Consider the following 19,100-nt stretch of genomic DNA (forward strand, 5'->3'; position numbering starts at 1 on the left):
GGCAGGCATGACGGTGGGCGAGGCCGACGGCGGTGCCGTCGGGAGGGTGCCACGGCACGTGGCCTGTGTGATGGACGGCAACGGGCGCTGGGCGGCCCGGCGGTCGCTGCCGCGTACGTCGGGTCACCGTGCGGCGGAGACGACGGTCATCGACGTCATCGAGGCGGCGCGGACGGCCGGCGTCACGTGGCTGAGCCTGTACGCGTTCTCGACCGAGAACTGGCGGCGGCCGGGCGCCGAGGTCGACTTCCTGATGCGGCTGGTGCGCCGCGTGGTGCGCAAGCACGCCCCGCTGCTGCACGCGCGCGGGATCCGCTGCCGGTTCCTCGGCGTGGCGGATCCGCGCATTCCGCCGGCGCTGGCCCAGGACTTCGCCGATCTGATGACGCTGACCGAGCGGAACCGGGGCATGACGCTGACCGTCGCGTTCGATCACGGCGGGCGCAGTGACATCGTCGCGGCGGCACGGTCCCTGATCCGCAGCGGGGTGCCGGCCGAGGCGGTGGACGAGCGGTGCTTCGCCGCACACCTGCCCTTCCCCGACACACCCGACGTGGACCTCGTCATCCGCACCTCCGGTGAGCAGCGGATCTCCAACTTCATGCTCTGGCAGGTCGCTTACGCGGAGTGGATGTTCCCGCCGGTTCTCTGGCCCGACTTCCGGGCGCCGCACTTCCTGGAGTGCCTGCACACCTACCAGCAGCGCGACCGCCGGTTCGGCGGCGTGCCACCTATCGTGGACGGAGAACGGCCGGCGTGACCGAGACGGGCAGTCAGTTCGAGGAGTTATTCGGCGATCCGCGCTGGGCGCCGGCCATCATCCGGGCGACCGTCCTGGAGGCCGCGCACCCCCAGGTCGGCGCGGCCCTCATCGACAGCTCGACGTTCGTGACCCACCCGTGGCGCCGGCTGCGCAACACGGTCGTGAGCCTGCAGCGCATGTTCGGGCCCGACGACGAGGTGCGGCGCAGGGAGGCGGCGCGGCTCAACCGGCTGCACGCCCGGCTGAAGGGCACCGACGCGCACCGCCGGCCGTACGACGCGCTGGACCCCGCGGTGCGGGCCTGGGTGGTCGCGACGCTCTTCGAGAGCGGCGTCACGATGTTCCGGCTGAGCGGGCAGCCGCTGGAGCAGGACGTCATGGAGCGGCTGTACGCCGGGTTCCGGGCGTATCTGGCCGCACTGGACGGCGATGCCGATCAACTGCCGCCCACGCTGCAGGAGTTCTGGCCGTACTACGACCGGGTGATCGAGCAGGAGCTGGAGAACACGGAGGCGATGCGGATCATCCTCTACCGGCTCTTCGACCATCTGCCGGCGCCCCCGCTGCTGCACGGTCTGCCCACCCTGTGGGCGGCCGGCCGCGCGGTCGCCGGTCCGCTGCTCGGTGCGGTCACCGTGGCGTCCCTTCCGGAGCCGTTCCGCCGGAAGGCGGGGCTGCCCGAACTGCCCGGCGCGCAGACCCTGATGCAGGGCGTCTACCTGGGCGCGGGCCTCGCCCGGTTCCTCCCGGACGGCTGGCTCCGGCCCGAGGCCGTCATCGATCTGCTCACCCTCTCCCCCGACAGCGACGACCCCCGGGCCCGGACGATCAGCGCGCTGCGGGACCGGATGAAGCGGGCCGGGGCGCTGGTGCGGCTGCTCGCCCCGCTTCCGCCCGAGCGGGAGCCCGGAACCGCGACCGTGTCGTGGCGCAGCGCGGAGGAGTTCTTCAGGGAGGTGCTGGACCAGACCGGGAACGGCTACCTGGACTGGCCCGACCTCGCCGCCATGGCCCGCGAGATCGCCGGCCGCCTCGACCTGGACGAGCCGGCGGAGACCCGGCTCTACGACGCCTTCGCCGCCTGGTGGCGGGAGCTTCAGGCGGCTCTCGACACCGACGGCGACGGCCGGGTCAGCGCGTCGGAGTACGCGGCGGCCGTGCCCTCCCTCGCCGGTCCCGCGCTGATCAGGGTCGCCGAGGTGCTCTTCGACGTCACCGACGCCAACGGTGACCAGCGGGTCGACGCGGCCGAGTACCGGGCGCTGTTCCGCACGGGGTTCCGCCGGGACGTGCCGGGCGCGGACGGCACGTACACGCGCGCGGAGTTCGTGCGGGGCTTCCTGGCCTTCATGTCGGGCCGGGAGCGCTCGACGCCCTACGACCCGCTGCTCGCCGACGCGTGAGCGGCCCGCGAGCGGGGCGACCTGCCGGGGGTGCCGCGCGGCACCACCGCCGCACCGGGGGTGCCGCGCGGCACCCCCGGTGCGGCGGTGCGTGCGGTCAGCCGAGGCCGAGGGCGCCCAGGGTGTGCTCGGCCATGCGCCGCTCACCGAGGGCGTTGGGGTGGACCGGGACCACGTTCTGCCCGAACAGGAGCGGCTCGATCCACCGGGTGCCGACGGGCTGGCAGGCGTCGTGCCCGGCGGAGGCCTCGGCGAAGTCGACGTAGGTGGCCCCCGTCTCCTCGGCGGCGCGCCGGACCACGGTGTCGAGGTGTGCCTGGAGGGCGTGCAGGTAGGGCACGTCGCCGGTGGCGACCGGCAGTCTGACGAAGCAGGAGGGGTCGGCCGTGGCGGGCGTGATCCACGGGTAGCCGAGCACCGCCACCCGGGCGTGGGGGGCCTTGGCGCGGACGCTGCGGAGGGCGGACTTCAGTGCCGGATAGGTGGTGGCGTCGATCTGGTCGTCGAAGGACGTCCCGTACCGGTCCTTGCACGGGCTGCCGTGGCCGCCGCTGAGGACGCCCGCGGTGCCGCACGCGACGATGGCATTGATGAAGGTGCCGTTGTCGTTGCCGCCGATCGTCAGGGTGACCAGGTCGGTGTCCGCGGTGACCGCGTCCGCCTGCGGGGCGACGCCGGGGTACTGGGCCTCGGTGAAGTCCTTGGTCTGGGCGGCACCGCAGGTGACGTCCGTCAGACGCGCCGCCGTCCGCGCGGCGATGACGTGGGGGTAGTTGGCCGTGGAGCGCAGGCAGAGCGGGCTGGTGACGTCGACGGGGAGAACCCCCGAGGCGGCGCTGTAACTGTCCCCCAGGGCGGCGTAGTTCAGGGGTGTCGTGGCTTGGGCGGGGGCCGTGGTGAGGCCGAGGGCCAGCGCGCCGGCGGCGGCGGAGGCCGCGGTGAGGAGGCGGCGCAGGGCGTGCAGGGGCATGTGGTGCTCTCCCTTCTCGGGACGGGGACACGGGACGGCCGGGCATGGCGGTGCCGTGGGTGGGGTGGATCGCGAGAACGGGGCGGCTCGATCGAGCAGAGGTGTGCGGGCCGGCCGTGGGACGCCGGCCGCGGGTACGACGGGGTTACCGTCGGGTACTACCGCTAGGCAATGTGAGGCCGCCGCGGAGCGGAGTCAACATTGCGGACAGAACTTTTGAAAAACGTACGGCCTGATAATCCACCCGGATTCGGGGCACCCGTAGGTCAGGAGCACCACCTTCACCGGCTGGAGGCACGACATGATCGCCCTCGGCATCATCCTGCTCATCATCGGCTTCCTCACAGGCATATCGATCCTGTGGACCATCGGCGTGATCCTGCTGGTGGTGGGAGCCATCCTGTGGATCATGGGAGCCATGGGCCACGCGGTCGCCGGACGGCGCCACTATTGGTGAGCGGCGACATGTGATCCCTCCCGGCGGGCGCTGATCTCAGTGCCCGCCGCGGCGGGCACCCCACTGCGGCCCACCGGAGGAGCGTCCGGCGGGCCGCCGGTCATGCGTGGAGCCGGCGACCGTCGTCGGTGCCTCGTCACCGTCCGGGTCCGTCCTTGCCGTCGGTACGGCGAGCCCACGCCGTCCCGCCCCCGACTCCCGCCCAACGCTCCGCCTCCGCACGGCTGCTGCCCACGGTTGCCGGCCCCGCGCGCCGGGTGACTGTCGCGGAAGTGCCGCGGAATTGTCCGTGATCCGTAACAGCGGGATCCTCCGCTCAACCGTCGCCGTCCTGCCAGGTGCCGAGCACATCGGCACGGCACAACGCGGACACGGCAGGGGGCGGGACGGACATGGCGCGGCATGGTGGACGGGGATGGTACGGGCGGGTGGTCGCGGCGGCGGTGGGGGTGACGGCGGTAGCCGCCGCCACCTCGGTGTGGACCGCTCAAGCGGGCCAGAGCGGCGGCGGCTCCGCCCCCAAGGCCGCCCGGCCCGCCGCGAAGGCGGCGCCCGTGTCCGCGGTCATCGCCCACTCCTCCGACCGGGGCGAGCACGCGGTCAACATCACCATCGACGACGGCCCGGACCCGGTCTGGACCCCGCAGGTGCTCCAGGTGCTGCGGGACAACGGCGTCAAGGCGACGTTCTGCATGGTCGGCACCCAGGCCCAGGCGCACCCCGACCTGGTCAAGCAGGTGGTGGCCGCCGGGCACCGGCTGTGCGACCACACGGTGTCGCACGACACGACCATGGACACCAAGCCCGAGTCCTACCAGTCGCAGCAGATAGTCGACGCGGAACGGCAGATCACCAAGGCCTCGGGGGGCGTGCGCCCGATGTACTACCGGGCCCCGGGCGGCGCGTTCACCCCGTACAGCCGGAAGCTGGCGGCCTCCCACGGGATGCGGCCGCTGGGCTGGAACGTCGACTCGAAGGACTTCGAGCGGCCGGGCAGCGGCGCGATCGTCACGACCGTCGAGCGCGAGCTGGCCAACGGTCCGACGATCCTCTTCCACGACGCGGGCGGCGACCGCTCCCAGACGGTCGTGGCGCTGCGCACCCTGCTGCCCTGGCTGAAGCAGCAGGGCTACGCCTTCGGCTTCCCGGTGCGCTGACCTGCGGGCGGGCGCCGATCGACGGCGGCGGTCCGAGCACGCCCCTGACGTGCGAGGATGAAAATATGGACATCCCGCGCAGGGAGGATCGGCCGCGCATCCGCACGGATGCCACCGTCCTGCTGGAGGACAGTACGGAGGAGCTGTACGAGTCCGCACCGTGCGGTTACCTGTCCACGCTGATGGACGGCACCATCGTCAAGGTCAACAGGACGCTGCTGGACTGGCTCGGCCTCTCCCGGGAGGAGGTCGAGCACGGCAGGCGCTTCACCGACCTGCTGACCGCGGGCGGCAGGCTCTACCACGAGACCCACTACGCCCCGCTGCTGCGCATGCAGGGGCATGTGGGCGGGATCGCGCTGGACATGAAGGTCGCGGACGGGTCCCGGCTCCCCGTCCTGATCACCTCGACCGTGAAGCACGACGCCGACGGCAGTCCCCTGCTGGTCCGCACCACCGTCTTCGACGCCACCGACCGCCGTTCCTACGAGACCGAGTTGCTGCGCGCACGCCGCACGGCCGAGGAGGCCCTGCGCCAGGCGGAGGCCGACCGCGAGCAGCTGCGCGAGGCACTGGCCGTACTGCAGCAGAGCCTTCTGCCGGCCAGTCTGCCGGCCGTGCCCGGCGTGGAGACCGCCGCGCACTACCACACGGCCTCGTCGATACAGGTGGGCGGCGACTTCTACGACCTGTTCCCGCTCGGTGACGAGCGCTTCGCCTTCTTCCTCGGCGACGTCTGCGGGAAGGGCCCGCAGGCCGCGACCGTGACCTCCCTCGTGCGCTACACCCTGCGCACCGCGGCCCTGCACCGTCCGGACCCCGAAAGCGTGCTGTCCACCCTGAACGCCGCGCTGCTGGAGCGGTACGGCGGCGGGGACCCGCGGTACTGCACGGCCGTCTTCGGCATCCTGGCACCCGAGGGGCGGAGCGTCCGCGTCCACCTGGCCTCCGGCGGGCACCCGCCCGCGCTGCTGCTCCGGGCGGACGGCGGCGCCGAGTACCTGCGGACACCCGGTGGGCTGCTGATCGGGGCCTTCCCCGACGCCTCCTTCACGAGCGCCCGCACCACCCTGCGCCCCGGCGACACGCTGCTGCTGTACACCGACGGCCTCACCGAGGCGCGCACGGGGGAACGGGACGAGCTGTACGGCGACGACGCGCTGCACTCGTACGCCGGTGAGCTGGCCCCCGCCGGCCCACGCGCCGTGATCGACGCCCTCGTGCGTCTCCTGGTGAGCTTCGGTGACGGGCTCGACGACGACACCGCCCTCCTCGCCCTGGGGCGCCCGCGCCGCTGCGGCCGCTGACCCTGGGACCATGGGCGTGTGGACGTGCTCGCACTGGCTCCGACGCCCCGGACCGCGGTGGCCTGGCTGCCGCCGCCCGGACTGTGGCCGGTGATCCAGGAGATCCGCCGGGAGCACGATCCGCAGGTCCGGCGGTGGCCGCCGCACGTGAACCTGCTGTTCGGCTTCGTACCGGAGGAGGAGTTCGAGCGGGCCGTACCGCTGCTCGCCGCGGCGGCGGCAGAGAGCACGGCGTTCCAGGCGCGCCTGGCCGGTGTGCGCTGGTTCCGGCACCGGCACTACGCGACGGTGTGGCTCGACCCGGCCGCGGCGGACCCGGCGCCGTGGTCCCGGCTGCACCGGGAGCTGGAGTGGCGGTTCCCGCTCTGCCAGGGGCGCGGGGGGCGGTTCACCCCGCATCTGTCCCTCGGCCGCACCCGGGACCCGAAGCGGCTGGCCGCCGAGTGTGCCGTCCGGCTGGGCGCGCTGTCGGCACCGGTCGAGGAGCTGGTCGTGCTGTCCCGGCGCGACGAGGAACCCATGCGGCCCCGCGCCGTGATCACCCTGGGCACGGGCGAGGTCCACCGGACGCGGGAGCCGTGAGAAGCCCGCCCCGGAACGGGGAAGGCGCCCCCCGCCGGGGGCGCCGTCTCGTGCGCGGCCGGCCGGCGTGCCCGGCCCGAAGCTGCCTGAGCCCCGCGCGCACCCGGTACCCGGTCGACGCGGGCGGGAAGCCGCCCGGTGGCCGGGCGCCTTGGGCCGGATGTGCCTCCTGGGGCCGGACGGTCCTCGACGCGTCCGGTGCCGGGCCGGGGGCCGCGTGCGGCCGCCGGCGCGCCTGCGTGAGCCCCCGGTTCCGGGCCGGCCGGCCGCTTGCCGTGGTGGTGCGCGGGTCAGGGCAGCGGGGTGCCGCCGGTCGCGTTGAGGATCTCGCCGGTGATGAAGCTCGCCTCGGCGGAGGCCAGATAGACGTAGGCGGGGGCCAGTTCGGCGGGCTGGGCCGGGCGGCCGAGCGGGCTCTGCTTGCCGAAATCCGCCGTGTCGGGCATGGTCGCCGGGATGAGCGGGGTCCACACCGGCCCCGGTGCGACCGCGTTGACCCGGATGCCGCGCTCGGCGAGCATCTGGGCCAGCCCGTGCGTGAAGGTGACGATCGCGCCCTTGGTCATCGCGTAGTCCAGCAGGTGCGGACTGGGCTGGTAGGCCTGTACCGACGTGGAGTTGAGGACACAGCCCCCGGCCGGGATGTGCGGCACGGCGAACTTGGTCAGCCAGAACATCCCGTACAGGTTCGTCCGCATCACCCGGTCGAACTGCTCGGTGCTGATCGCCTCGATGCCGTCCGGCTGGGACATCTGGTAGGCGGCGTTGTTCACGAGGACGTCGATGTGGCCGAACTCGGCGACCGCGCGGTCGATCAGCGACCGGCAGTTGTCCTCGTCGCGGATGTCGCAGGACACGGCGACCGCCTTGCGTCCCGCTTCCTCCACCAGCCGGGCCGTCTCGCGGGCGTCGTCCTCCTCCTCGGCGAGGTGGGTGAAGAGCACATCGGCACCCTCGCGGGCGAAGGCGAGGGCGACCGCCCGGCCGATGCCGGAGTCCCCTCCCGTGATCACGGCCTTGCGGCCGTCGAGACGGCCGGAGCCGCGGTAGGACTCCTCGCCGTGGTCGGGCGGCGGGTCCATGGGGCCGGTCCAGCCCGGGTGCGGCTGGTTCTGGGAGGGGAAGTCGGGGCGGGCGTGCTGTGTGACCGGGTTCGGCCGGTCACCCTGCTGGTCCGTCACGGTGCCTCCTGCGTCTCGGGGGGACGGAACAGGCGACCGGGTTCCCTGCTCGGGCCGGGTGAAAAGCGTCCGTACGGGTCAGGCCCTGGGCGCGTCCTGGCCGGTGGCGCGCAGGTGGTCCCTGCGGGCGAGGTTGTAGATCCGCAGGAGGTGCTTCGCCACGGCGCAGTGCGCGGCGTCGGCATGGCACTGGCGGCAGGTCCGCATGTGCTGCTCATAGGTGAAGCGCGCGTTGTCCAACGCGTCGTTGACAGAAGACATCGACTTCTCCGGGCAGGGCGGCGACGGGGACGGCGCCGAGTTGACTGACTGGTACACCCGGAACAAGGTGATCATGTTACTGGCGGTACTGGGAAACTCGTACTGTCGGCTGCGGCGGATTCCGGACAGCCCCTTCCTGCGCCGGGGCTTTCACCCTGGCGGGGCACAGCCGGCCCGGGACTGCCGGGAGGACACCGGGACGCCCTGGCTCCAGCCGCTGGGACCCGCGCACGCCCTGCTGGAGACCGCGCACCACGCCCGGGCCACGGCAGCCGATCCGGCCGACCGCGCCGCGGTCGCCGATGCCGTGGCCCGCACCCGGCTGGACACCATCGCGGGCAGCCTCGACTGGACGACCGGCCCGGCACCCGACATCGCCCTGCCGCCCCTGACCGGTGGCCAGTGGCAGCCGGGACCGGACGGCCCCCGCCTGACCGTCGTCACCAACGCCGGCCACCCGGAGGTACCCCTGCCCGGAGACCTGACTCCGGCCCGCTGAGCACCGCCGAGGGGCACGGGCGACGGCCGGCGCCGGCACCGCCCGCACACTGCGGCGGCTGCGAGGAGGCCCGCGGACCCAGGGGGTCGCGGCGCACCGGGCGGGGCGCACATGGGACCGCCGGCTCACGCCGGTGCGCCCCACCGCGCCGTCCGTGGGCCCGGTGCACGCGCCGGGTGACGAAGTGCCCGACCGGCCGGTGGAGTTGACGGTGACCGGCGGGAGGTCGTGCACCGGGCGCAGGCGGATCCCGGTTGGTAAGATCGTCGTACGGCATCGCGTGTCGGTCACCGGCCGGGTGAGGCATGGAGGTGCCGGGAGATTGCCCTCGGAGGCATTCCTTCCATGTCAGTCGAGTTGAACCACACCATCGTCCACGCCCGGGACAACCGGGAGTCCGCCGCGTTCCTGGCCCACATCCTCGGGCTGGAGACCGGGCCCGAGTGGGGTCCGTTCGTCCCCGTCGCGACGAGCAACGGGGTGACCCTGGACTTCGCCACGATCCCGGCGGAGTCGATCGTCATGCAGCACTACGCCTTCCTCGTGTCCGACGAGGAGTTCGACGCGGCCTTCGCCCGGATCCGGCAGGCAGGCCTCACCTACTGGGCCGATCCGCACGGGAAGCAGCCGGGCGAGATCAACCATCACCACGGCGGCCGGGGCCTGTACTTCACGGATCCGGCCGGGCACGGGATGGAGATCATCACCCGTCCCTACGGCAGCCACCAGCAGCCGCCGCGGTCCTGAGGAAAGGGCAGGCCGGGGCCTCGGTCCCGGCCTGCCCCGGCGTCCCGCCCCGGCCGGGCCGCACGGCACACTGTCGGCATGGACGACTTCCGCCCGGTCCACCGGGACCCCGCTCCGGAGCGGTACGGACGGCTGCGGGTGCAGAGCGACCTCTCCCCCGCCGACTGGCTCACCGTCCACGGTCCGTGGCGGGCCGCCATGGGCACGGTCGCGGGCGTCGCGGCGCCGGGCTTCGCCGCGTACGCCCGGATCCTGCACCCGGCCCGGCTCGACGAGCGGCCCGTGCGCTGGTCCACCGTGGCCGCCGCCCACGGCGCGCGGGTCACCCCGGTCACCCGCTGGCACGAGGTCATCGGCGCGGACGGGGAGTACGTCAACCGCCCGGACCCGGGCCTGCCCGGCGTGTGGGACGAGCAACCCGACGAGGGTCCGACCCCGCCGGAGGTCGCACGCGCGCTGCTGCCCGTGCTGGCCCGGCACACCACGACCGCGGAGGAGTGCTGGTTCGGGCTGTGGAGCGGGTACGGCCGCTGGGACTGGGAGCGCTTCCCGACCTTCGAGACGCCGGGCCGGGACGAGGTGCTGCTCGCCGGCCGGCTGGCCGACGCCGTCTCCCCCGTGTCCTGGGACGGGTTCGCCGAGCTTCCCGACCTGTGGTGGCCACGGGACCGCTCCTGGTGCCTGGGCGCAGACGTGGACCTGGTCAGCACCTACGTCGGCGGTGCACCGGAGCTGATCGCCGACCTGCTGGCCGCGCCGGACCTGGAGGCCCATCCCGTGCGCCCGGCGGACCCGGTCGGCTGAGCACTCCGCTCGGGCCGGTCGCTTCGAAACATTTCGCTCGGAAACCCGAATGATGCGAGGGGTATTGACGGCCGGTCACCCCCTCCTATCATCCAGAGCATCCGGGAAGCCGACCGCTGTTCGGCAGGTCAAACGGCTGATCTCGTCCTCCCGGTATGTCATGCGCATGGCATCAAGCCCGCTCGCAACGATCGACCGTACGAGGAGAAGCATGAAGTGTCCCCAAAGGCCGGGCCGGCGCCTGGCCTCCTTCTTAGGCACGTTCGCCGCCGTCACCCTCGCGGTGAGCGGAACGGCCGGCGCGCAGCCCGCACCGCTGCAGGCGGGCACCCTCGGTGCCCAGGCCGCCCAGTCGGGGCGGTACTTCGGCACCGCGGTGGCCGCCGGAAAGCTGGGCAACGGAACGTACACCGCGATCCTGGACCGGGAGTTCAACGCGGTCACGCCCGAGAACGAGATGAAGTGGGACGCCACGGAGCGCTCCCGGGGCTCGTTCAGCTTCACGGCCGCCGACCAGATCGTCGGCCACGCCGTCGCACACGGGCAGCGCGTCCGTGGCCACACCCTGGTGTGGCACTCCCAGCTGCCCGGCTGGGTCGGCTCGATCTCCGACGCCACCACCCTGCGCAGTGTGATGCGCAATCACATCAGCCAGGAGATGGCCCACTTCAAGGGCAAGGTGTACGCCTGGGACGTGGTCAACGAGGCGTTCGCCGACGGCGGCAGCGGCGCGCACCGCGCCTCCGTGTTCCAGAACGTCCTGGGCGACGGCTACATCGAGGACGCCTTCCGCACCGCCCGCTCGGCCGACCCCGCGGCCAAGCTCTGCTACAACGACTACAACATCGAGAACTGGTCGGACGCCAAGACGCAGGGCGTGTACCGCATGGTGCGCGACTTCAAGTCCCGTGGCGTGCCGATCGACTGCGTGGGCTTCCAGAGCCACTTCGGCTCGTCCGGGCCGCCCGCGAGCTTCCAGACCACGCTGGCGAACTTCGCGGCTCTCGGCGTGGACGTGCAGATCACCGAGCTGGACATCGCCCAGGCGCCGGCGAGCGCGTACGCGAACACGGTGAGGGCCTGCATGAACGTGGGGCGCTGCACCGGCATCAGCGTGTGGGGCATCCGGGACAGCGACTCCTGGCGCAGCGGGGAGAACCCGCTGCTGTTCGACGGCGCCGGCAACAAGAAGGCCGCGTACGGCGCGGTGCTGTCCGCGCTCGGCGGTACGGCGGCGGCACCGCCGGCCCCCGCCGCGCTGCCGTCGAGCTGACGCCGGTCCTCCGGCAAGCAGCTGATCCCGCCGAAGCCGGACACGACCCACACTGGCGGCTCGGCCTGCTGACGCAGGCGAACTCCGCCTGCTGAACGGCCGGAAGCGGGACGCCGTCCAAGCGGCGTCCCGCCTTCCCGCACCGCCGTGCACCGGCTACGGGTTCACGACGCTCCCGCCGAAGGTCACCGCGAGGTGGCCGTCGGAGGCGAAGGACCAGCCGAGGGCGCCCGCGTACGAGGAGCAGCGGGAGCCGTTGCTGCCGGTCCAGAACTGGTTGGAGCTGTCGGCGTTGCCGACGGTCTTGTCGTTCGAGCCGCTGACGGCGAAACGGCACGAGGTGTTCGTGCGGAACACCGACGTGCCCGCGTCGAACGAGAAGTTGCGCTGGGCGTTGTCGATGCCGACGTTGCTGGAGATCGTCATCGTGCCCGGGTTGCTGTTGTAGGTGAACCCGTGGTGGCCGTTCCTGTAGGCGATGCTGTGCTGGACCACGTGGTTGACGGCGATGCCGTCACCGCCGAGCTTGTAGCCGTTGCGGTCGCCGTTGGAGTTGACGGTGCCGTCGCTCAGGGTGCCGTTGCCGTAGGAGAGGGAGTACTCGATGGTCACCGGTCCGATGGCACCGGTGTCCGTCTTGGTGAACAGGTCCCAGCCGTCGTCGATGTTGTTGTGCGAGACGTCGTAGCGGAAGACGTTCCCGGTCCCGGTGGTCAGCTTCGCGGCGAAGCCGTCGGCGTCCTCGCCGTCGGAGTCGGCGTTGTCGTGCGACTCGGAGCTGACGATCAGGTTGTTCGACGGCCACTGGGAGCTGGGCGTGGTGGAGGTGATCCGGCCCAGCTGCAGCCCGGTGTCCCGGTTGAACGCGGTCACCACCCGCTCGACGACGTTGTTGCTGCCCCCGACGCAGATCCCGTTGTCACCGGCGTGCTCGACGGTCAGGCCGTACAGCCGCCAGTAGTCGGCGTTGAGCTGGATGCCCCGGTTGGACGGGCTCTCGCTCTGCCCCGAGAAGTTCAGTACGGGCTTCTCGCCGGGGTAGGCGGACAGGGTGGTGCGGGCGCCGGAGCTGCCGTTCGCGCCGGCCGGGATGGTGATCGTGGAGGAGTAGTTGTACGTCCCGCCGCGCACGTAGATCGTGCCGCCGGGGGTGATCCGGCTGATGGCCGAGGTGAGCGTGGTGGGGGCCGACTCGGTGCCGGCCGCGCCGTCGGTGCCGTTCGGTGACACGTAGAGCACGGCGCCGGCCGCCGCCGTGGACACGTCGGCGTCGAGGTAGTCGAGGTTGGGCAGGCCGTCGGCGGTGGTCGGGGTGAGCCGGATGGTGTTGGCGCCCGCCTTCACCGGCACGGTCAGCGTCTTGGTGGCCCAGGTGCTCCAGGCACCGGTCGCCTCGAACGAGGCCGTGGCGGCCGTCGTGCCGTTGACCGCGACGGTCCCGGGCCGGGCGGCGGTCGTGCCGTTGGCGAAGCGGAAGCCCAGGGTCGCGGTGCCCGCACTGGCGGCGTTCACGGGGAACTGGACGTATCCACTGATGGCGTTGGCGCCGTTGCAGAAGCCGCTGCCGGAGTAGCCGGTCCAGTCGGAGTCGATGGTTCCGGTGCAGACCGCGCTGGAACTCTCTGCCTCGATGACGGTTCCCCCGCTCGAACGGAGTGCGAAGTGGGGGAGGGCGGTGGCGGCCACGGCCGTGGGGCCGGACAGCGCGACGAGCGCGCCGGCGAGCAGACCGGCGCACGCGATGGCTGGTCTCATTTGCATCGGCTTGTCTCCCTGCGGGTTGGCTTCGCTGTACGGATGCGAGTGGTCCAGGGGGTGAACCCGACGCCCGGTCGTGGCATGGTAGGGAGCGCGGGGAAAGCGCTTTCCCCTGGACTTCCCCGACGGTAGAGAGACGTCATGTACGCGTCAACCGTCGCGTACATGATTTCTATTCAGATTTGTGAATCCCTGTGGGAGTTGGGGTGCTACTCGCCGGGGGCGAGGGTGCGGGCCAGGACGGCCGCCGCGTCGGCGATCAGCGCCTGGTCCACCGGGGCGTCCGGGGTCGCCTTGCCGGACAGGACGGCCAGCACGAGGGGGGTCCCCCGGGTCGTCCAGGCCACGCCGATGTCGTGGGCGCTCGCGTAGTCCCCGGTGCCCGTCTTGTCCGCCACGACCCAGTCCCCCGGCAGGCCCTTGCGGAACCGGTCCGCGCTGGTCGCGGTGCCCTTCAGCCAGGTGACCAACCGCTCGCGGTCGGCGTCGGCCAGCGCCCGGCCCAGGGTGACGCGCTCCAGGCTCCCTGCGATCGCCTCCGGGGTCGTGGTGTCGCGCGGGTCCCCGGGGACCGCGGTGTTCAGCTCCGGCTCCCACCGGTCGAGCCGGCTCACCGCGTCGCCGAGCGACCGGAGGAAGCGGGTGAGACCGGCCGGGCCGCCCACCTCCCGGAGCAGCAGGTTGCCGGCCGCGTTGTCGCTGTACCGGATGGCCGCCGCGCACAGGTCGGCCACCGTCATGCCGGTCACCTGGTTCTCCTCGGTGCGCGGCGAGTTGGGCATGAGGTCGTGTGGCGGATAGTGCACGACCCGGTCCAGCGGCGCGCAGCCGCCGTGGTCGCGCAGGACCGCCGCGGCGGCGAACACCTTGAACGTCGAGCACATCGCGAACCGCTCCCCCGCCCGGTGGGACACCGTCCGCCCGGTGCGGACGTTGCGCGCGTAGACACCGAGCCGGGCGCCGTGACGCCGCTCCAGCTCGGCCAGCTCCGCCTGCCCCGCGCGTACCCGGGCGTCCGGGGCGGCGGTCGCGGCCGGCCCGGAGAGCGCCGTGGCGGCCATCGCGGTGCCGGTGACCGCGAGGCCGGCCCGGAGCAGGCGGCGGCGCGGCAGCGGGTTGGGTCGGTCGGTACCGGTCATGGGTGTGGTCCTCCCAGTCGTCCGTCGTCGGTGCGGATCTCCGACGAGGGACAGCGAAACAGCAGGCGGGCACCCATGTCCAAGAGTGAACTTTGAAGATCCCATGCCTTGTTGATATGAGTGCCCGGTGGATCTCCTGGCACATCTGGACGCGTACGTGGCGACGGCCGAGGAGCAGAGTTTCTCCCGGGCGGCCGACCGGCTCGGCATCGCCCAGCCGCTGCTCAGCCGCCGTATCAAGACGCTGGAGGAGCACTTCGAAGGCCTGCTCTTCGACCGGTCGCGGCGGCAGATCGCGACCACCGAACTGGGCGTGCTGCTGCTCCCGTACGCCCGGGACGTACTGGACCGGGCCCAGCGGCTGCGGCAGGTCGCCCGCTCGGCCCGGCGGTCGCGGGTGTGTGCCGTCGGCGTGCCCGCGGACTGCGCCCCGGCCGCGCTGGCCCGTGGCCTCCGCGCCGGCACCGAGCGCGGCGTCGCCCTCGGCATGCGCGAACTGCCACCGCCGGACCGGGTCTCCGGCCTGGCCGACGGCTCGCTCGGGTACGCACTGGTGCGGGGCGCCCCGGAAGAGGCCGCGTTCCGGGTGCCGTTGGGACTGGCGTCGGCGCCGTCGCAGGACGGCACCGCACTGCACCGGGTCCACCTCGAAGAGCTGCGGCCACGCCGCACTCGCGCCACCGCCCGCACCGCACCCCCGCCCCTGCTGCTCCTGACGGAGGACCAAGTGCCGTACTTCGAGGACAGACTGGCACGCGCCGCGGCTCGCGCGGGGCTGCCCGAGGGCCGGATCCGGCCGGCCGGGCCGGCGGCCACCGCGCTCGCCGAGACCCTGGCCGGCAGCGCGCTGCTGCTGTGCACGGAACCGTTCGCCCGGCAGCACGGGGCCCACTGGGCCCCCCTGGCCGACCGCGCCCTGCACCGCGGGTACGACGTACGCGCCGCCCCGGGCCGGAACGGGGCCGGTGAAGTGCCGGGCTGGCTGGCCGCGTCGCTGGCGGCGGCCGTGGGCGCCGTACCCGCCCGGCGCGCCGAACCGGGACCCGGGGCCGGGAGCGAGGACCCGCGCGCACGGCTGGCGGCACGCGGGTGAGCGCGGCAGCCGCGCACCACCCGGTGTACACCGGCGACGACACCGCCCTGCTGGACGTCGCCGAGGCGATCGCCGCGGACTGGGCGGCCCTCGGCGTCCGCGGTTCCTTCCTCGCCCGCAGTCTCGACACCGGCCGGCAACTCGGCTTCGACGTCGACGAGCCGACGCCCCTGGCATCGGTGGTGAAGGTCCCGCTCGCCCTCGCCGTGCTGGAGCGGATCGCGACCGGCGACCTCGATCCGGCGCTCCCGGTGACGGTGGACCCGGGCACGAGCAGCGTCGGCCCCACCGGGCTCGCCGCCTTCCGGCACCCCGCCACCGTGGCCGTCGCCGACCTGGTCCTGCTGATGCTGTCGGTGAGCGACAACGCCGCCGCGGACGCGCTGCTCGGCCTGGTGACGGTGGCGGACGTCGACGCCCGGCTGCGCGCGTGGGGGTGCGACGGCATCCGGATGCGGCACCGGATGAACCACCTGTACGAGTGCGCCGCCGGGGCCGCCGGAAACGACTTCTCCCTCGCGCTGGAGCTGGCCGTCCGGGACGAGCGCGCGGGCCGGCACACCATCGAGACCCTGGACCCGGCGCACGCCAACGCCGGCTCGGCCGCGGCTCTCGTCGCACTGCTGCGCCGCGTGTGGTGCGACGAGATCGCCACTCCCCCGGCGACGGCCGAGCTGCGCCGGCTGATGGGGCTCCAGGTCTTCACGCAGCGGCTGGCGGGCGAACTGCGGGCGGACACGCTCCGGTGGAGCGGGAAGACCGGTACGTTCCTGCATCTGCGGCACGAGATCGGGGTCGTCGAGGCGGAGTCCGGCGAGCGGGTGGCGATGGCGGCGCTGACCCGTTCGGTGCGCCGGGCGGGGCTCGCTCCGGACATCGACCTGGCGATCGGGGTGGCGGGGCGGGAGGCGTTCGAGGCGCTGCGGGGTTAGGGGCGGCTCGCGCCCGGGCGGCGGAGCCGCTCGTTCGTCAGGGCAGCAGGCGTTGTTCCTTCGCCACCGCCACCGCGCCCGCCCGCGTGTCCACGCCGAGCTTGTCGTAGATGCGGCGGAGGTGGGTCTTGACCGTGGCCTCGCTGATGTGGAGGGCGCGGGCGATGGCGTGGTTGGGCAGGCCCCGGGAGAGGTGGGCCAGGATGTCGCGTTCGCGTGGCGTGAGGGAGGGGCGGGGGTTGCGCAGGCGGGACATGACCCGGTCGGCCACGGGTGGTGAGAGTGCCGGGCGGCCCTGGGCCGCGGCGTGGACGGCCGTGAAGAGGTCCTCGGCGCGCTCGGCCTTCAGCAGGTAGCCGGTGGCGCCGGCCTCGATGGCGCGGGTGACGTCGGCGTCGGTGTCGTACGTGGTCAGGACCAGGACGTGCGGGGCGGGCGGGGTCGCGCGCAGACGGCGGGTGGTCTCCACGCCGTCGATGCCCCCGCCGAGTTGCAGGTCCATCAGGACGACGTCCGGGGTGGTCTTGCGGGCCAGGGCGAGCGCCTCCTCGCCGCTGCCGGCCTCGCCGACGACCTCGATGTCCGGTGCGCTGTGCAGGAGCGCCAGCAGTCCGGCGCGTACGACGGCGTGGTCGTCGCAGACGAGGATGCGCACGGGCGGGCGGGGGGCCGTCTCGGGGGTCATCGTGGCTCCAGGGGGATCGCCGCCGACAGGGCCGTGCCCTCGCCCGGTGCCGACTCGACGGTGAGGGTGCCGCCCAGCTGGCGCAGGCGGGCGCGGATGGCGGGCAGGCCGTGGCCGCGCGCGTCCGCCGCGGCGGCGGGGGACGCGGGCGCGGCCGGGGTGTGCGGGTCGAAGCCGCGGCCGTCGTCGGTGACGTCCAGGACGATCTGGTCGTCCAGGCAGGTCAGGGTCAGGGTGGCGGTGCGGGCCGCCGCGTGTTCGCGGACGTTGGCGAGGGCACCCTGGGCGATGCGGAGCAGGGCCGACTCCACGGGGGCGGGCAGGGGGTCGGGCGGGGTGCCCTCGGTGTGCACGCGCACGGTGAGCGCGGGTGTCGTCTCGCGCTCGGCGACGGCGCGCAGGGCCCGGAGCAGGCCGCCGCCCTCGGCCAGGTCGGCCGGGGTCAGGTCGTGGACGAAACGGCGGGCCTCGGCGAGCCCGCGCTCGGCGATCGCCGCGGCCGTACGGACGTGGTCGCGGGCGGTGCCGGGCGCGGTGTCCCAGAGCCGGTCGGCCGCCTGGAGCAGCATGCGCTGGCTGGACAGGCCCTGGGCGAGGGTGTCGTGGATCTCCCGGGCGAGCCGTTCGCGTTCGGCGAGGGTGCCCTCTCGGCGCCCGGTGGCGGCGAGTTCGCGCCGGGTGCGGACCAGGTCGTCGATGAGGGCGTCCCGGCGGGCCGCCTGGCGTTGCATGACGACGAACACGGTGGTGGCCACGGCGGCCACCGCGGGCGGTGCCAGCAGTACGTTCGGGTCGGGCCAGCCGGCCAGGCCCAGCTGGGCGGCGACCGTGAGCGCCGTCAGCAGCGCCACCAGCGGGATCGCGGCGCGCGGCGGCAGGGTGCGCAGGCCGGTGTAGAAGAGCGGGACCGCGCACCAGGCGAAGCTGGGGGCCAGGACGACGAGCAGCGCCCAGGCGGCCACGACCAGACCGAGCCAGGTCAGGCGGCGCGGGGTCGGCCGGGTGCCGAGGGCGGGACCGAGGACGTAGAGCGCGGCCAGCAGCGCGGACAGGGCGAGCACCCACGGGGTGTGCGGCCCGCCGGCGTGCCGGGCGAGGTAGCGGGCGACGGACGCGGCCAGCAGCACGAAGAACGCCGTGTGCATGACGACGGTCAGGGCGCGGGTGTCGTCGCGCTCGGGCACGGCCACCGCAGGCACCTCCTCCGCCTCGCTGAACTGGGCAAACACCTCTCATTGTGCCCAGGTCCGCGGCCCCCGGGGTCATCCGATCGGATGACCCCGGGGACAACCGGTACGGCGACGCGGGGCGGCCGGGTCGGGGCCGAGGATCGGTTGCGGGAGCCACCGACGCTCCCGGCCCCGCCTACCGGAAGGTTCCCCAGCATGCCCAGCCGAACGAAGCCGTCCCGCCGTACCCGTGTCCTCGTGGGCGGTGCCGCCCTGGCCGTCGTGGCCGCCGGTGTCGCCGGCACGGTCGCCGCGAACGCCGCCGACGCCACGGACGCCACACCCGCCGCCCCCGTCGCGGCCCGCCAGGGTGAGCTGACCCGGAGCACGCACCTGACCCTGGACGCCGCCACGAAGGCGGCGCGCGCCGCGGTGGAGGCGGCCGGGAAGGACGGCCGGCAGGTGTCGGTGGCCGTCGTGGACCGCGACGGCAACACCCTGGTCACCCTGCGCGGGGACGGGGCGGGCCCGCAGTCCTACGAGTCCGCCGAGCGCAAGGCGTTCACCGCGGTGTCCTGGAACGCGCCGACCTCGGAGCTGGCCCGGCGGCTGGCGCAGGCGCCGAACCTGAAGGACATCCCGGGCACGCTGTTCCTCGCGGGCGGCACGCCGGTGACCGCGCAGGGCGCCCCGGTCGCGGGCATCGGCGTCGCGGGCGCTCCGTCGGGCGACCTGGACGAACAGTACGCGCGGGCGGGCGCGGCGGTGCTCGGCCACTGATCCCGGCGGGCCCGGGACCACGACCACCGCCGGCCTCCGGCCTCGGGGCTCCGGCTCCGGCTCCGGCTCCGGCTCCGGGAACGACGGAACGTCCGGGTCCGCCCCGCGGGGCGGTCCCGGACGTCCTGTCCCGGCGCGTC

The 19,100-nt window shown here is 73.6% G+C and carries 19 protein-coding genes and 1 pseudogene; 13 read left to right on the plus strand and 7 right to left on the minus strand.

The features are described from left to right. The first annotated feature begins 7 nt into the window (after window positions 1–7). Window positions 8–760: a polyprenyl diphosphate synthase gene (gene uppS / locus IG05_RS0130555; RefSeq protein WP_030347272.1), complete on the plus strand. Its 753-nt coding sequence runs from the start codon at window positions 8–10 to the stop codon at window positions 758–760. Continuing rightward, a complete protein-coding gene (locus IG05_RS0130560; RefSeq protein WP_030347273.1) occupies window positions 757–2,166 on the plus strand; it encodes an oxygenase MpaB family protein in 1,410 nt (469 codons plus the stop codon). The genes uppS and IG05_RS0130560 overlap by 4 nt, the downstream gene beginning before the upstream one ends. Window positions 2,167–2,263: 97 nt before the next feature. Here IG05_RS0130560 and IG05_RS0130565 read toward each other — a convergent pair whose 3' ends face one another. Continuing rightward, window positions 2,264–3,136, minus strand: coding sequence for an SGNH/GDSL hydrolase family protein (locus IG05_RS0130565; RefSeq protein WP_030347274.1), 873 nt, complete (start codon window positions 3,134–3,136; stop codon window positions 2,264–2,266). A 301-nt stretch (window positions 3,137–3,437) separates the two neighbouring features. On the opposite strand from IG05_RS0130565, the gene IG05_RS48520 reads away from it, so the two are divergent. The 4 genes from IG05_RS48520 (at window position 3,438) to IG05_RS0130585 (ending at window position 6,639) form a co-directional block, all read left to right on the plus strand. Then, window positions 3,438–3,593: a DUF6131 family protein gene (locus IG05_RS48520; RefSeq protein WP_189979180.1), complete on the plus strand. Its 156-nt coding sequence runs from the start codon at window positions 3,438–3,440 to the stop codon at window positions 3,591–3,593. 392 nt (window positions 3,594–3,985) lie between these two features. Further along, a complete protein-coding gene (locus IG05_RS0130575) occupies window positions 3,986–4,750 on the plus strand; it encodes a polysaccharide deacetylase family protein (protein WP_030347275.1) in 765 nt (254 codons plus the stop codon). A gap of 65 nt (window positions 4,751–4,815) precedes the next feature. Beyond that, window positions 4,816–6,057 carry a PP2C family protein-serine/threonine phosphatase gene (locus IG05_RS0130580; RefSeq protein WP_030347276.1) on the plus strand — a complete coding sequence of 414 codons (1,242 nt, stop codon included), beginning with the start codon at window positions 4,816–4,818 and terminating at the stop codon, window positions 6,055–6,057. A gap of 18 nt (window positions 6,058–6,075) precedes the next feature. Continuing rightward, a complete protein-coding gene (locus IG05_RS0130585) occupies window positions 6,076–6,639 on the plus strand; it encodes a 2'-5' RNA ligase family protein (protein WP_051790414.1) in 564 nt (187 codons plus the stop codon). Window positions 6,640–6,929: 290 nt separating this feature from the next. On the opposite strand, the gene IG05_RS0130590 is transcribed toward IG05_RS0130585, so the two are convergent. Together IG05_RS0130590 and IG05_RS0130595 are read right to left on the minus strand one after the other, a co-directional pair. Next, on the minus strand, window positions 6,930–7,820 hold the full coding sequence (locus tag IG05_RS0130590; RefSeq protein ID WP_030347278.1) for an SDR family oxidoreductase: 891 nt from the start codon (window positions 7,818–7,820) through the stop codon (window positions 6,930–6,932). Window positions 7,821–7,898: 78 nt separating this feature from the next. Then, window positions 7,899–8,081, minus strand: coding sequence for a hypothetical protein (locus IG05_RS0130595; RefSeq protein WP_030347279.1), 183 nt, complete (start codon window positions 8,079–8,081; stop codon window positions 7,899–7,901). On the opposite strand from IG05_RS0130595, the gene IG05_RS48525 reads away from it, so the two are divergent. The 4 genes and pseudogenes from IG05_RS48525 to IG05_RS42635 form a co-directional block, all read left to right on the plus strand. Continuing rightward, window positions 8,068–8,580 (plus strand): hypothetical protein, encoded by a 513-nt coding sequence (locus IG05_RS48525; protein ID WP_199808409.1) that lies wholly within the window; start codon window positions 8,068–8,070, stop codon window positions 8,578–8,580. The two genes, IG05_RS0130595 and IG05_RS48525, sit on opposite strands and share 14 nt — an antisense overlap. A 345-nt stretch (window positions 8,581–8,925) precedes the next feature. Then, on the plus strand, window positions 8,926–9,327 hold the full coding sequence (locus tag IG05_RS0130605) for a VOC family protein (protein ID WP_030347281.1): 402 nt from the start codon (window positions 8,926–8,928) through the stop codon (window positions 9,325–9,327). A 78-nt stretch (window positions 9,328–9,405) separates the two neighbouring features. Further along, window positions 9,406–10,131, plus strand: a complete 726-nt coding sequence (locus IG05_RS0130610; RefSeq protein WP_030347282.1) for a hypothetical protein — start codon at window positions 9,406–9,408, stop codon at window positions 10,129–10,131. Between the two features lie 211 nt (window positions 10,132–10,342). Next, window positions 10,343–11,401: pseudogene (locus tag IG05_RS42635) on the plus strand (endo-1,4-beta-xylanase); the annotation flags it as partial. 159 nt (window positions 11,402–11,560) lie between these two features. Here IG05_RS42635 and IG05_RS0130625 read toward each other — a convergent pair. Further along, window positions 11,561–13,165 (minus strand): carbohydrate-binding protein, encoded by a 1,605-nt coding sequence (locus IG05_RS0130625; protein WP_030347283.1) that lies wholly within the window; start codon window positions 13,163–13,165, stop codon window positions 11,561–11,563. Between the two features lie 206 nt (window positions 13,166–13,371). Then, a complete protein-coding gene (gene bla / locus IG05_RS0130630) occupies window positions 13,372–14,223 on the minus strand; it encodes a class A beta-lactamase (protein ID WP_420707641.1) in 852 nt (283 codons plus the stop codon). Between the two features lie 205 nt (window positions 14,224–14,428). On the opposite strand from bla, the gene IG05_RS0130635 reads away from it, so the two are divergent. Beyond that, window positions 14,429–15,394, plus strand: coding sequence for a LysR family transcriptional regulator (locus IG05_RS0130635; RefSeq protein WP_030347285.1), 966 nt, complete (start codon window positions 14,429–14,431; stop codon window positions 15,392–15,394). After that, a complete protein-coding gene (locus IG05_RS0130640) occupies window positions 15,391–16,326 on the plus strand; it encodes a serine hydrolase (RefSeq protein WP_051790417.1) in 936 nt (311 codons plus the stop codon). Before IG05_RS0130635 ends, IG05_RS0130640 begins: the two co-directional genes overlap by 4 nt. 37 nt (window positions 16,327–16,363) lie before the next feature. Here the strand turns inward: IG05_RS0130640 and IG05_RS0130645 are convergent, their stop codons facing one another. Both IG05_RS0130645 and IG05_RS0130650 read right to left on the minus strand, forming a co-directional pair. Beyond that, window positions 16,364–17,011 (minus strand): response regulator, encoded by a 648-nt coding sequence (locus tag IG05_RS0130645; RefSeq protein WP_030347287.1) that lies wholly within the window; start codon window positions 17,009–17,011, stop codon window positions 16,364–16,366. Further along, the gene (locus IG05_RS0130650) at window positions 17,008–18,210 is read right to left on the minus strand and encodes a sensor histidine kinase (RefSeq protein WP_030347288.1); all 1,203 of its coding nucleotides are present in this window, start codon (window positions 18,208–18,210) and stop codon (window positions 17,008–17,010) included. The genes IG05_RS0130645 and IG05_RS0130650 overlap by 4 nt, the downstream gene beginning before the upstream one ends. 186 nt (window positions 18,211–18,396) lie before the next feature. Here IG05_RS0130650 and IG05_RS0130655 point away from each other — a divergent pair, with 186 nt between their 5' ends. After that, window positions 18,397–18,960, plus strand: coding sequence for a GlcG/HbpS family heme-binding protein (locus IG05_RS0130655; RefSeq protein WP_030347289.1), 564 nt, complete (start codon window positions 18,397–18,399; stop codon window positions 18,958–18,960). Window positions 18,961–19,100: the final 140 nt, after the last annotated feature.

The organism is Streptomyces sp. NRRL S-1022 (assembly GCF_000720135.1).
Classification (GTDB): Bacteria; Actinomycetota; Actinomycetes; order Streptomycetales; family Streptomycetaceae; genus Streptomyces.

What these genes read in the sequence shown, in the direction of transcription:
- uppS (WP_030347272.1), top strand. Translation starts at nt 8, where the DNA reads ATGACGGTGGGCGAGGCCGACGGCGGTGCCGTCGGGAGGGTGCCACGG.
- IG05_RS0130565 (WP_030347274.1), bottom strand. Translation starts at nt 3,136, where the DNA reads ATGCCCCTGCACGCCCTGCGCCGCCTCCTCACCGCGGCCTCCGCCGCC.
- IG05_RS48520 (WP_189979180.1), top strand. Translation starts at nt 3,438, where the DNA reads ATGATCGCCCTCGGCATCATCCTGCTCATCATCGGCTTCCTCACAGGC.
- IG05_RS0130575 (WP_030347275.1), top strand. Translation starts at nt 3,986, where the DNA reads ATGGCGCGGCATGGTGGACGGGGATGGTACGGGCGGGTGGTCGCGGCG.
- IG05_RS0130580 (WP_030347276.1), top strand. Translation starts at nt 4,816, where the DNA reads ATGGACATCCCGCGCAGGGAGGATCGGCCGCGCATCCGCACGGATGCC.
- IG05_RS0130595 (WP_030347279.1), bottom strand. Translation starts at nt 8,081, where the DNA reads ATGTCTTCTGTCAACGACGCGTTGGACAACGCGCGCTTCACCTATGAG.
- IG05_RS0130605 (WP_030347281.1), top strand. Translation starts at nt 8,926, where the DNA reads ATGTCAGTCGAGTTGAACCACACCATCGTCCACGCCCGGGACAACCGG.
- IG05_RS0130610 (WP_030347282.1), top strand. Translation starts at nt 9,406, where the DNA reads ATGGACGACTTCCGCCCGGTCCACCGGGACCCCGCTCCGGAGCGGTAC.
- IG05_RS0130625 (WP_030347283.1), bottom strand. Translation starts at nt 13,165, where the DNA reads ATGCAAATGAGACCAGCCATCGCGTGCGCCGGTCTGCTCGCCGGCGCG.
- bla (WP_420707641.1), bottom strand. Translation starts at nt 14,223, where the DNA reads ATGGCCGCCACGGCGCTCTCCGGGCCGGCCGCGACCGCCGCCCCGGAC.
- IG05_RS0130645 (WP_030347287.1), bottom strand. Translation starts at nt 17,011, where the DNA reads ATGACCCCCGAGACGGCCCCCCGCCCGCCCGTGCGCATCCTCGTCTGC.
- IG05_RS0130655 (WP_030347289.1), top strand. Translation starts at nt 18,397, where the DNA reads ATGCCCAGCCGAACGAAGCCGTCCCGCCGTACCCGTGTCCTCGTGGGC.